The sequence below is a fragment of the Vibrio ishigakensis genome (genome assembly GCF_024347675.1).
GTDB lineage: Bacteria > Pseudomonadota > Gammaproteobacteria > Enterobacterales > Vibrionaceae > Vibrio > Vibrio ishigakensis.
This window is the reverse complement of record NZ_AP024882.1, coordinates 550,553-563,990: the sequence shown is the minus strand read 5'-3', so window position 1 is coordinate 563,990 and position 13,438 is coordinate 550,553. Positions and strand designations below refer to the sequence as shown.

8 protein-coding genes are annotated in these 13,438 nt (G+C 45.1%); 4 read left to right on the top strand and 4 right to left on the bottom strand.

Features of this window, described 5'->3' with window-relative positions; all coding sequences use genetic code 11:
- The first annotated feature begins 15 nt into the window (after positions 1–15).
- Positions 16–1,848 (top strand): TonB-dependent receptor domain-containing protein, encoded by a 1,833-nt coding sequence (locus tag Pcarn_RS16435; RefSeq protein ID WP_261837006.1) that lies wholly within the window; start codon positions 16–18, stop codon positions 1,846–1,848.
- A 335-nt stretch (positions 1,849–2,183) separates the two neighbouring features.
- Positions 2,184–3,068 (top strand): LysR family transcriptional regulator, encoded by an 885-nt coding sequence (locus tag Pcarn_RS16430; protein ID WP_261837005.1) that lies wholly within the window; start codon positions 2,184–2,186, stop codon positions 3,066–3,068.
- Between the two features lie 58 nt (positions 3,069–3,126).
- On the opposite strand, the gene pdxH is transcribed toward Pcarn_RS16430, so the two are convergent.
- Positions 3,127–3,762 (bottom strand): pyridoxamine 5'-phosphate oxidase, encoded by a 636-nt coding sequence (pdxH, locus tag Pcarn_RS16425; protein ID WP_261837004.1) that lies wholly within the window; start codon positions 3,760–3,762, stop codon positions 3,127–3,129.
- Positions 3,763–4,029: 267 nt separating this feature from the next.
- Between pdxH and Pcarn_RS16420 the strand changes: the two genes are divergently transcribed.
- Both Pcarn_RS16420 and Pcarn_RS16415 read left to right on the top strand, forming a co-directional pair.
- Positions 4,030–5,421 carry an HlyD family type I secretion periplasmic adaptor subunit gene (locus tag Pcarn_RS16420; protein WP_261837003.1) on the top strand — a complete coding sequence of 464 codons (1,392 nt, stop codon included), beginning with the start codon at positions 4,030–4,032 and terminating at the stop codon, positions 5,419–5,421.
- Positions 5,422–5,507: 86 nt separating this feature from the next.
- The gene (locus tag Pcarn_RS16415) at positions 5,508–7,625 is read left to right on the top strand and encodes a type I secretion system permease/ATPase (RefSeq protein ID WP_261837002.1); all 2,118 of its coding nucleotides are present in this window, start codon (positions 5,508–5,510) and stop codon (positions 7,623–7,625) included.
- Between the two features lie 632 nt (positions 7,626–8,257).
- Here Pcarn_RS16415 and Pcarn_RS16410 read toward each other — a convergent pair.
- From Pcarn_RS16410 to Pcarn_RS16400, 3 genes are all read right to left on the bottom strand, one after another.
- Positions 8,258–10,291, bottom strand: coding sequence for a GNAT family N-acetyltransferase (locus Pcarn_RS16410; RefSeq protein WP_261837001.1), 2,034 nt, complete (start codon positions 10,289–10,291; stop codon positions 8,258–8,260).
- A 129-nt stretch (positions 10,292–10,420) separates the two neighbouring features.
- Positions 10,421–11,395: a ParB/RepB/Spo0J family partition protein gene (locus Pcarn_RS16405; protein WP_261837000.1), complete on the bottom strand. Its 975-nt coding sequence runs from the start codon at positions 11,393–11,395 to the stop codon at positions 10,421–10,423.
- Positions 11,396–11,401: 6 nt separating this feature from the next.
- Positions 11,402–12,622 (bottom strand): AAA family ATPase, encoded by a 1,221-nt coding sequence (locus Pcarn_RS16400; protein WP_261836999.1) that lies wholly within the window; start codon positions 12,620–12,622, stop codon positions 11,402–11,404.
- Between the last annotated feature and the right edge of the window lie 816 nt (positions 12,623–13,438).

Sequence of the window (13,438 nt, the reverse complement as noted above, 5' to 3'; positions counted from 1 at the left end):
TATTTAGGATTTACAATGAAAAAAACAGTTTTAGCGACAGCACTTGTTTCGCTGTACGCTCCCTCTCTTTTTGCCCAAGAAGCGGATTCAACCAAGGTTGATGAAACTATCGTCGTCACAGCAAACCGATTCGAACAAACCCAATCTTCTGCCCTAGCCTCTGTAAGCGTTGTTGAACGTGAGCAGATTGAACAGATCCAAGCTGATAGTGCTTATGATGTTCTGCGTACCCTTCCAGGTGTTCAGGTTGTACCTCAAGGTACTAAAGCGTCATCGAATAGCATTTTTATCCGGGGCTCCAACAGCAACCAAACCTTGGTACTTTTGGATGGCGTTCGTCTGAATACTGCTGCTGGCGCAACCACAAACACGCTTGGTTTGATTCCAGCATTTGCCATTGAGCGCATCGAAGTAATTCGCGGTCCAAGAGCTGCCGTCTACGGTTCTGACGCTATTGGTGGTGTAATCAGCATTACGACTAAGCCTCAAAGCGGTTCAGTTCATGAGCTAACTTTAAATGGTGGGTCAAATAAATATCACCAAGAAGGGTGGCGTTCATCCGGTGATATTTCGGACACCACAACTGGTCATTTCTTACTGAGCAACGAAGGTAGCGAAGGCTATAACATCACCAGTCAGCCAACGAGCAATAACTTTGGCTACAAATCTCAGTTTTTTAACGGTGGCGTAAACACCCAAATCAACAACAACTGGTCGGCTGGCTTCAACGGTATGTATCAAACCTATGAAAACCAGTACGTAAGCAACATGCCCACCGACACACCAAACAAGCAAGAAACTGATGCTTACAACATTACTGGTACGGTGGCATACAGCGTAGAAAAATTCGAATCTTCGCTACAAGCTAACTTTTCTCAGGAAAAGCAGTTTGATGGTTTGGATCAAACCAATGCTGATCAAACGATTATTGAGTCAAAGCGTAGCTCTGTTCTGTGGCTAAACCACTACAAGGGTATCGAAAATACCGACCTACTTGCAGGTATCGATTACTCCTATGAAGAGGCGCACAATGGCGGCACCGCATCTGACTTTAGTGAAAATACCAGAAACAACACTGCGGGATTTGTAGGTGCGCACGTAAACCTAAACCCAGTTTCCCTCGAGGCAAACCTAAGACACGATGAAAACAGTGTGTATGGTGGCAATACTACTTGGGGTGCGGGAATTGGTTGGTTTGTGACTAAAGAAATCCAACTAACCGCTAACTACGGCACTGCATTCAAAGCACCGAGCTTCTTTGATCTATATGGGTTTGGAGGCAACAAAGACCTGAAGCCTGAAGAGTCAAAGTCTTATGAGTTTGGTATCTCTGGCTATCACTCATGGGCAACTTGGAACTTGGTGGCTTATCAGAACGATATCGACAACTTGATCATCTGGGTTCCTAGCGGTCCATTTACGGGAAGTCTTGAAAACGTTAATGAAGCTGAAATCAAGGGTATTGAATTAACCGTAGATTTCGACACAGGCCCAATCCGCCACACCCTAGTAGGTGACTGGAAAGATCCGCAGGATAAAACGACTGGAACACAGCTAATCCGAAGAGCCAAGCAGAACTACAAGTGGCTGGTGGGTTACTCGCAGAACGACCTAGACCTAAGCCTGACCACCATCTACACCGGCGAAAGACCTGACGCGACCAAGACTCTAGACAGCTACATCACTGTAGACCTAGCTGCCAAGTATGCGTTTACAGAAAACTTAGACGCTAAGTTTAAGGTTCTAAACCTTCTGGATGAGGACTATGAAACCTCAGAAGGCTGGGGTGGCTTTGACTTTGTTGGTCCTGAGCGCAGTTTCTATGCTGGTATAGATTACCGATTCTAAGAGGTCGTCATATCAGGGGATAAGCCTAAAGAAAAACTGATGGGCTTGTCTGTATGCCTCACCTCTCAGTGATAAGAAGATCCCGGATATGCTCTCGCATTCCGCTGGGCCGGCGTTCCGGGATGCCAGAAAAATTAGCGCCTTAACAAAGGCTTAACTAATCAGCACGTCATCCCGGCTGCCTTTTAGCCGGGATCTTTTCAACAACCAATTCACACTACTACCTACCCAAATTCTAACCAAGTAAACTTCTCAACCAATCCAAACTACCTATCCCACGCTTTTTTTGCTAAAAATAAAAGAATCACCACTCTTAACCTTTAGTAAATACAAAAATGCTCTTAACACGTTCCGATGACTTACAGATATTAATCGCCGTTGTAGACAGCGGTAGCTTCTCTGCTGCGGCTGAAACCCTCAATATCCAAGTAGCAAAAGTCTCACGAGCGGTGAGCAAGATAGAAAAGCAATTGGGTGCGACACTACTCAACCGAACCACGCGCCGCATTGAACTGACCGATGAAGGTCGTGATTTTGTTGAAACGGTACGAAACGGTATTAAGGTTATCCAACAGGCGGAAGAAGAAGTGATTACTCGAGGTGAACTACCCAAGGGGCATTTACGGGTAGATGCAGCGAGCCCATTTGTATTTCACCAACTTGTGCCACTAGTGAGCGAGTTCAAGAGCCTCTACCCAGATATCGATCTGGAAATCACCTCCAACGAGGGTTTTGTAGATCTAATTGAAAAACGCACAGATATCGCAATTCGAATAGGGAAATTAAGCGACTCAACCCTACACGCCAAACCCCTTGGCAAAAGCCTGCTGTATATGGTGGCAGCTCCTAGCTATCTAGAAAAGCGTGGAATACCCGTTGAGCCTTGGGAACTAAAGCAACATGACCTAATAGGGTTTTCAGGAGTTAAGGTATTGAATAAATGGCCATTTTCTGGAGATAACCTGATCAGCCCAAGCATCACTTCCAGCAATGGTGAGACGGTGCGTCAGTTAGCGCTACAAGGAAACGGCATCGCCTGTTTGTCTGGATTCATGGTGAACAAAGACATTGAGCAAGGCAGACTCATACCTATATTAGAAGAGCATAAACTTACTAATACAGGACGCGAGCAAGTGAGCGCAGTGTATTATCGTTCTTCATCTCCCGCGAAAAAGCTAAGTGCTTTTATCGACTTCATTCAACCTAGATTGAACCTTTAAAAATACCCACACTGGGCGGGTATCTTGGTAATTTCAGCGCTTTACAGTGTAAATCGGCTTATGGTGCGAGTCGGTCGATATCCCAACCTTGTTCAGCACGGGTATAGATAAATCTGTCATGAAGTCGATTTGCACCACCCTGCCAGAACTCAACCGAATCAAAGTTCACGCGAAAGCCACCCCAGAAAGAAGGCATCGGGATCTCTCCTTGTGCAAACTTTTGTTTTAGCTCAAGAAACTTACCTTCTAAAACGCCACGCGCAGAAATGCGAGAACTCTGACGACTCGCTATAGCCGCCAATTGACTGTCTTTAGGTCGAGAAGTGAAGTACTTAAAGTTTTCCGCTGCAGTCAGTTTTTCTGCAACACCTGTAACATGAACCTGACGCTCAAGTGGATGCCATGGGAAATGTAAACTAATACGATTATTTTCCTGCAGTTGCTGAGCCTTACGACTGCCTAGGTTGGTGTAAAAAACAAAACCTCTTTCATCTACGCCTTTCAAAAGAACGATACGCTGAAACGGCTGGCCATTTTCATCGACAGTTGCAACTGTCATCGCAGTTGGATCTGTCAGACCTGCTTCCATCGCCTGCTCTAGCCAAAGATTGAACTGATCAACTGGGTTGTCTTTCAAATTCGCGCGACGCAAACCACCTTGGGTGTAATCACGACGTATGTCCGTGAGTTTCATGTGTTGTCCTTTCTAACTTTTTGTTTGCGCTAAATTTTGCTCGTCTCTAAAGAATAAAACAAGCATGAATTCTTCGCTGTTTTTTGCCGTACTGAGTTATAGACCCGAATTTTAAAAATTGTTTAATTGCTATTCACACATTTGCTTAACATTTCGGCTGATCATGGAATAATATTTAACTATGTGCGACCAAAGGAACTAGGGTTGCAATAACGCGGCACAGAAGGTGCCGTAACCCTCTTCTACTCAAGCGCAAATGGATGGCCTATGAGTCAGGACAAACTTAAAAAACTAGACAGAACAGAATTAGAGTACGTCGATGATAAGACGGCCGCTCTGCTTCTCAATACACCTTCAAACGCCAGAGTGTTGCTGTGGCTGATTCTGCTTTTCTTCGGTTCCGCCGTCGGTTGGGCTTATTGGGCTGAACTAGACAAGGTGACAGTCGGCAGTGGCAAGGTGATTCCATCGAGCCAACTGCAAGTGGTGCAGAACCTTGAGGGTGGCCTAGTTAAACAAATACTCATTCGCGAGGGTCAACAGATCCAAAAGGGTCAGCAACTGCTACTCATCGATGATACCCAGTTCAAATCGGACTTCATGGAGCGTGAACAGCAGGTTCTGAACCTTACCGCTAAAGTACTTCAACTAACCGCTTCGATAGTCAGTGTAGAGGTGCAACAGGAAGTGACAGCTCGAAACTGGAAAGACAGCGTCGTTATCTCGTTCGACAAACTCATCTATCCAGATCGTTTTGAAGAAGAGCAGCCAAGACTGGCATCACGTCAACGCTCCGAGTATCGCCAAGATCTCAACAACCTTCGCAACCAAATAAGAGTGCTCGACCAACAAGTTGAACAAAAGTCACAGGACCTTAATGAGATACGTGGGCGAGTACGAAACCTCCAACAAAGCTATGATTTTGCCAAGAAAGAAACAGACCTTATGGCACCGCTTGCTGCTGAGGGCATAGTACCTCAGGTAGAGTTCATTAAGCTAAAGCGTCAAGTGAACGACACCAAACGTGAGCTCGACTCAGCGCGCGCTCGTATCCCTGCACTCAATGCCGCGATTAAAGAAGCTCAACTAAGCCGTGTCGATGCAGCACTGGACTTTCAATCAGAACAACAAGAAAAGCTAAACCAAGCCCAGGATGAGCTTTCTGCATTGAATCAGAGCCGTGTAGGCCTTGAAGACAGAGTGACCCGTACTGTAGTGACATCTCCTGTAACGGGCACCATTAAGAAACTGCACATCAATACCGTAGGCGGCGTAATCCAACCTGGCATGGACCTAGTAGAAATCGTTCCTACCGAAGATACCCTACTCGTTGAAGCTGAGATTGCGCCGCAAGATATCGCTTTCCTGCGCCCTGGTCTTCCTGCGGTAGTTAAATTCAGCGCCTATGACTTTACTAAATACGGTGGCCTGACAGGCATCCTAGAGCACATCAGCGCCGATACTATCCAAGACGAAGAAGGCAACAGCTTCTACCTAGTACGCGTTCGTACGGAACAGACCGAGTTTGGAGCAGAAGGTCAATTGCCAATCATCCCAGGTATGACAGCATCAGTAGACATCATTACCGGTAAACAAACTGTTCTCGATTATCTATTGAAGCCTGTGCTCAGAGCCAAGGGCAGCGCACTGCGCGAATAACCCAGATCATGGAAGTATGATCAAGGGACTATAATTACAATTATCCTGAACTTTCAGGGTTTTAAGGATGCTAAGGATAGCAACTTGTGAAAGATTCATTATTACATTCATTAACTTACGTCAGTCGCTACTATGGGCTCTCAAACTCTCCCGAGGCGTTGGTCAATGGTCTTCCCCTACCTGAGGGTAAACTGACTCCCCTACTCCTTCCGCGAGCTGCTGAGCGCGCGGGCTTAGTAGCAAAAGAAAAAAACGCACCTCTAGAAAAGGTTTCTGAACTTACCCTACCAGCTATCTTGTTAACCGGTCATGATGAGGCCTGTGTACTTCTCAGTATCGACCAAGAGAAAGGGCAAGCAGAAATCATCAGCCCAAGCTCGGGGTTTATCGCAACTACAATCGAGCTAAGCGAGCTCAAAGAAGAGTACAGTGGCCGTTACTTCTTGATTAAAAAGCAGTTTCGTTACGACCAACGCTCTCCTGAGATATTAAAAACTCGCAAAGGACACTGGTTTTGGAGCACCTTAGTACAGTCTCGCTCTATCTATCGTGATGTGCTCATAGCCTCGATTCTGATCAATATCTTTGCTGTCGCTACACCTTTGTTTACTCGTATCGTTTACGACAAGGTCGTGCCAAACTTAGCATTCGAATCTCTTTGGGTTCTTGCAAGTGGTATAGGTGTGATATTCATCTTCGACCTATTACTCAAATCCCTTCGTAGCTATTTCATCGACGTAGCAGGTAAAAAATCAGACATTCTTATTTCATCAAAACTGTTTAGCAAGGTGATGGGCATACGTATGGAAGCCCGCCCACCATCAGTTGGCGCATTCGCTAAGCATCTGCAAGAGTTTGAATCTATTCGAGAATTCTTCACCTCAGCTACTGTAGCCGCGCTAATCGACCTTCCATTTGCTCTGCTGTTTTTACTAGTGATATGGCTTATCGCCGGCAACGTCGTCATCATCCCTATCATCTTCGTCAGCATCTTGATTATCCATTCTTTGCTGATCCAGAAACCACTGCGCAACAGTATCGAAGAGGGCTCGCGTCTTGCTTCGCAAAAATACGCCAACCTTATTGAGAGCCTGTCCGGGTTAGAAACCCTAAAAATGTACGGTGCACAAAGCCAGTTCCAGTATCGCTGGGAAGAGGCGGTGGCCCATATGGCCAACTGGAACATCAAGAGTCGCCGAATCACAGATGGTGTGCAGAACTCTGCTGGCTTCCTTCAGCAGGCATCAAACGTAGGCATGCTTATCTTTGGTGTTTACCTGATTGCAGAGGGCGAGCTCACCATGGGTGGCTTGATCGCAGCAACCATGCTAAGTGGCCGCGCTATCGGACCTATGGTTCAAATCGCTTTGCTTTCAACACGTTACAATCAGGCTAAGTCTTCTATGACCATTATCGAACAGGTGATGAGCATGCCTGACGAGCAAGAAGAAGATAAACGCTATGTGCACCGCCCTGTGCTTCAGGGCAAGATCGAATTAGACAAGGTGACCTTTAACTATCCTGAAGCGCCTGTATCTTCTATAAGAGACATGAGCCTTACTATTCGTCCTGGTGAGAAGGTAGCAATCATCGGCCGTGTAGGTTCAGGCAAGACGACACTAGAGCGTTTAATAATGGGGCTGTACCAACCAACGCAAGGTCACATCCGTATCGATGATACCGACATTCAGCAACTCCATCATGTAGATGTACGCAACAACATTGGCTGTGTGCCACAAGATATCACCTTGTTCTACGGTTCTATTCGCGACAACATTACGCTTGGAAATCCGCTGGCTGACGACAATGAAGTCATGTTGGCAGCCAAGCGTGCAGGTGTTACCGAGTTTACGATGAAAGACCCTGCAGGCCTTGAGAGACAAGTAGGTGAAGGTGGTCAGTTACTTTCTGGCGGTCAACGCCAAGCCGTCGCTATAGCTAGAGCATTCCTAGGCAAGCCACCTATTCTTCTTCTAGATGAACCTACCAGCGCTATGGACAACCGTGCTGAGGCTCTTTTTAAGAATGAACTAAAGCGCCTCACCCCAGAACAAACTCTGGTTCTAATCACTCACAAGACCTCTATGCTAGAAGTTGTCGACCGCCTTGTCGTAATGCACGCAGGCAACGTTGTAGCTGATGGTCCGAAAGATAAAGTACTGAAAGAACTTCAGCGCGGAAACTTAAAGAGCGTCAACGAATAACCACTCTACGCAGTGATGCAGCTTGCATCACTGCCCTATTTTCCCTTCTAAGTATCTGATTTTAATATAATCATACATATCATTTATTTTGATTTTTATTCAACTAAGTGATAATTTTCTTCGCACATCGGACGTACGGCGCACCATATAGTACACCGGTTTTTCAAGACTCACATTCTGATTAGTCTTAGCCAACTTTAAGAAATTGAAGGTAGGGCAAAGCGAATTCTATCTAATACCCCAAGATAGAAATGCTTACTGTGATTGGTGTTTGCTTCCAATCTCAACAAAGCCACTCAACACATTTTCAACGTTTGAGTGCTGGAAGCAATTAATCAATCTGAGGCTAGTTTACTCAACCTAGATTAAGTCGATGATTAGAAAAATTGAGCTTGGGCATACAGTCACTGTAATCGCCCATGGATATCAAGGTGAGGTGGTTGGTTACGCAATATTTACTGAGATGCGGCCAAAGGCCTTGGTAAGGATTATAGATTCTAAAGGAGGTACAGTAGATAAGTGGTGGTGTGTGGACGACCTGCAAAGGGTCATCTATAAACACCCATTTGGGAGATAACGATTTACACTGTAAATCTAAGTCCCTATCAATTTACAGTGTAAATTAGCCCCCGCTATTTACACTGTAAATTCCTGATAATCCTATCTGACACAGCTACACGTAACGCCTTTTCCACCTGCTTCTTCCCTGTAAAACCAAACTCCTGTGCAAGCTCTCCCCAGCTCATTTTTTTAATACCAGCAGAAATCAGCAAGCCCCAGTTCATATCAAAGCTGAACTCATTCCCGTTAGACAAAAGATTCGCCATAGCAGACGCGATAGCCGAGCGGCAGGTTTCAAAGCTATTACCGCCATTTGCGTAATTAGAGATCAGGTTTCTATCTCGTGTAGAAGTCGTATGACCTTGTTGCTGTAACAATCTAAACAATAAATCGTTCTGCAGTCGCAGATGATAATCTGGTGCAGTATCCAATAGGCTTTGAGTAACAAACTCTTTTGCTTCTGCAAGCCAATCTAAATGGCTAAGCAACGGCTTCACCAAGATCGTAGAAAAACAGCCACTCGCTTGGTCTTGCTTCACTCCAAGACGCACACACACAAATTTATTCTGATTCCAGAAATCAAATAGCTCTGCGGTAGCGCCAAAGCTGGTGGAAAGATAGCTGAAGTTATGGGCCTGACTAGATAAGTACTCAAGCAGAGCACTCCCTACCCCCTTACCTTGGAGCTCAGGATGCACTGCAATACGCATAACACGAAGACTCTTTTGAGTTGCAGGCTCTGCAGTAGCAAGATGATTGGCAAGAGATACAGGGACTAAGTGACCAACAGGTCGACGTTTTCCTAACTGGACGTTTCTGATGGTGTCTGAATCCAACCCACCCTCTTCAACTGCCAACACTACACCGACACAAACAGAATCTTGTGTAGCTTGATACACAGATACCTTTGAGTCATTTAAAAGTTGAACAAGGTCATTTGGCGCAGTTTGGTAATGAGCATTGACCAGAAGACCGAAGCAATCAGACAACAAAGCCCTACTATTCAGAAAACCTTCTGTCATCAATTTACTGAACTCTAATGACGACTGACTTTTTATGGGTGCAGATCCAACCTCCGCATCGAGTAAGAACGCATCAAATAACCATGCTTCCAGTGAATCTTCTGGGTTCCAACGGATAGGCTGAGAGAGTCTAATCGCCTTCCAACCAGGTCTATTAGATTCGAGCCAAGGTTCAAACTTAAGAGAGAAACCTCTTCCACAGCCTTCATAACCATGAACAGTCGTAGAGAAACAGACCCTGTGATAGTTGGTCACTATCTGTTTTAGCAGTGGTAAAGGAATGGCAGACGCTTCATCGACCAACAATAGGTCGCAGTTGGGTAACGAGCGAAGCAATTCATCTGGTGCAATATACTCAATACTGCCACCAGAGGCAGATTCTAATTTAGAACCTGACACGGGCTTATCCAGCTCAACGCCAGCTCGCTCAAACAAGGTAGCAACCGCCGACTTGTTCGGAGCCGTCACTAAGATTCGCTTATCGTTGTCTCTAATTATCTCTGCAGAAGCGATACCAAGAGCAGAAGACTTTCCTCTTCCCCTATCTGCAGTAATTACCAAGGGACGCTTTCTATGCCCGTTCAGGACTTTGTGAACCGCTTGTATCGCCTCTTTCTGCTCAGCATACGGGTCAACCTTATCTAGGCATCTGTAAGGCGTAGGGTTTGTTATTCCAGCTTCTGAGAGTTCTACCAGTGACTCCATAGCGTTAGAAAGCCAATTATCAAAAGGAGTATCTAGGGATAGCTTTGGTTTCAACAGTAGCAAACCACCGCCTTTTAAGGTGCCACAAGCGGCGGTCAGGCCATCAGCATCAAATTCTGCATTCAGGTCAGCAACGATAAGGTCAGACTCTTGTCCGAGTACTGTCCTTGCCTGTTTGAAAGACAGAGACTCAGCAAAGCTGACTGTCTTACTGCCCAGTTCTATAACTCTTTCAAACCCAGTAAGCGAGCCTAGCTGTTCTAGTGTTGCTTGTTGCCACTCATCACTACCCCGTAACACCACCCCAAAACGATGGAATCGCTGTTTGGCGGTTTCTATCAGAGACAAGAGTTGCTGTGCAGAATCGAGATAAGACAAGGAATTAATCCAAATTAGTTAAGGGGGCGCTGGTTAGCATAGCAAACTCCCCTACCCCTTTTCTAACTTACAAACCTCAGACATAAAAAAAGCCCCGATTTCTCGGGGCTTTCGTCAAATCAATCAAGCTTATTTAAGCTTACCTTCGATAAACTGAAGGATTTCTTGCGCTAACACATCGTCTACTTTCTTCAGGTTCAGCGCCAAAGACTGACCTTTGCGAGTGTAGCTAGCACGGCCCTTAACTAGGTCAACCGCTTTAGTAGCAGTCGCTTTAGGGGCACCTTGCAGTTCCGCAATCCAGTTCTCAATCTCTGCAGACACCTGCTTAGTGATCTGCGCTTCACCCATTTCACTGAAACGCTGCCATACAAAGGCACCATCCGCTTGGCATTTATCCAAGATGGTCTGCTTAGCTTTATCACTCAATCCGAAGAACTGCTTGTGGAGCTTAACGATTGTCGGGCGACCAAGCTCAGTCACATTAGGATATGCCTGAAGCAGCGGAAGTGGCAGTGAAGCTGCCTTTAGGGCACCACTTACGAGCGCTTCACTGCACTGGAATAAGCTTGCTAGGCCTTTCTGATCAGTAATCTCACCTGAATCTAGCTTAGCCTGCATCTCCCTGCCCTTCTCATACAGAGAAAGGGGCTTGTGTGCGTTAGCCACATCAGAAAGGAACTTAGCATGCTGAGTATCAATGTTCTCAGCCACATAGATAAGGAAGTCTTGCTCAGCCAAGATACAAGATTTGCGACGACGACTACCGTCTAGAACCTCAATCTTGCCGTCTTTTGTCATTCGACCAACGGCTGGATACTGCTGACCACGCTCTTTTAGCGTAACTAGGATATCAGCAAGAGCGTGCTCGTTTAAAAAAGACTGCTCACGGGCATTCTCAGCAAAAACGACTGTCTTTTTCTCTACATCCTTCGCAGGGATACGACGTAATTCAAACGAAACCGTATCTTCACCGGCAACAGCAAGTTCAATAACCTGAGCATTCTCTTTTGCCGCTTCTTGCGCTTCAGTTGGCGTAGTCGCGCGTCGTTTGTTGGCTTTACCGAATAATTTGGCGTTTAGATCGGAAGTTTTGATGGCCATAAATTATTAATCCTCCTGATTCAGCGAAGCCCAGTTACTGTGCAATACGCGTTCTAACTCTAATGCACTCTTCTGTACCGCATCTTGCGCCACAGCCAGAGTCTTTTTACCACCTTCGAAATCACCTGGAGTCAGGTCGAATACAGTGCTGTAGGTGTCTGCACAGGTCTCAAATGCTCGGCTACGTGGAATAGTCGCCATCATCACCTGGTCTTGAAGAAGATAGTTCATCTCTGTCAGAACAGAAACTTGCTTCTTGTTGTCGTCCTCAAACATAGTTGGCATTAGACGGATAAACTCCAGTCCGTGCCAATCCTCTGGGAACATCTCGTAAACCGTTGGTAGATGCTGGAAGAAGTTTACTGTAGCAGCCCAGTCAAGACGCTTCGCCGCACATGGAATCAATAGCGCGTTAGATGCGTACATTGCGTTCCATACTAGTGGGTCAACGTGAGGACCTGTATCTATCATAATAAGGTCGAAGTCATCAGCAATCTTGTCGATGAGCTTCTCTTTCAACAGCTTAACGATATCTAGCGACTGATCTTGAGACAGTGACTGCCACGCTTCAGCGTTGAACATGGCATCTTCTGGGAAAGCCGATATAGTCTTTAGGTTTGGATACTGAGTCGGTAGCAAAACATTCTTGCGAAGAAACTCGATATCTACCTCTTCTTCATCCGGCACGTTATCCAGCATGATATCTACTGCTGAGTAGATATTCTCGTGATCACTAATACTGATTTGAGGATTCAGAAACAGACGAAGTGAGCCCTGAGGGTCAAGGTCAATAAGACAGATGCGATAACGCTTATCTAGGTTAAGTGCCATACACGCAGCTAGGTGTACCGCAGACATAGATTTACCCGTACCACCCTTCTGGTTCTGTACGTTTACAACCCATGGTTTGTTGCCTTGATTACGCTTACGCTGGTGAAACTTCTCAACGCCAGCAAACTCCATCAATTGATGGGCTTCATCTAGAGAGATTGAATAGTGATTAGCGTTGTTTTTGGTGAACTGATGGCCGTTAGCTTCCATCTTAGTGATCGCGTCATCCAATTTACGACGCGTAAGACCAGAGCGAGTCTCCATCATAGCCTTCGACATCGGTGGGAAATGTTCTTCATTTCTTTCTTCAAGAACGATTTCGATGCGATCAGCTTGAACTTGTTTTGTTGACTCAGCTAATTGGTAAAGATTATCTATTGTAGATTCCCTATTCATGACTCTTCCCATAAAAGTAAGACTAAGTTCATTGTACAGCTATTAGTTAAAACAGCAATAAATAGCTGAACAATAATTAATGTGTTGAATCACATAAATTGCCTGCCATATTCCTATTTTATTGTCTATTTTCTGCCTCTGATTATGCTGTTTACAGTTAAAGATTTAAAAAGTTACAGGAGTCACTTATTTACATTGTAAACAGGTTTACTGCTCAAAAGGGCAACAGTAGATACTGATAGCTGATAGCTGATAGCTGATAGCTGATAGCTGATAGCCAAACTAAATGGGCAAGGTCTCAGACAATAACAAAAGAACTGACATTGAATTTATCTTATCTATTTGGGCTAAGAACTTGGTCAACGTAATGTCTGAACTGCTAGTGACAGTGCAACAAATCAAATAAAACAGTGGCTTAGTCACGGAACGATGGGAATAGCTGGCTAATTTACGGACTAAGACAACTCAATAACTGTATGAAAACACAATAGTTACAGCCCTGATACGATCCAGATAAAACGACAGAAGCATGATCAAGGGAATACCTTGATCATCTTTCCGAAACCATATTAGCTCGTTACTCTGATCTGTTTAAGATTACGGAACTATGATCAAGATATATTGATCTAATATTCGTTAAAATAAAACAGTAATTGAAATCTGTGGTTCAAGGATCTTTTTCGGATCAATGATCAAGTAACTTCTTTCTTCGGAAGCATGTAAATATCCGACTAGATTACGGTTAAGCCCAGATAGACTCTAGTGATTGGGTTAATTCGCTTATAAACAGGTTTAGATTGAAGTAACGAGGGCTTG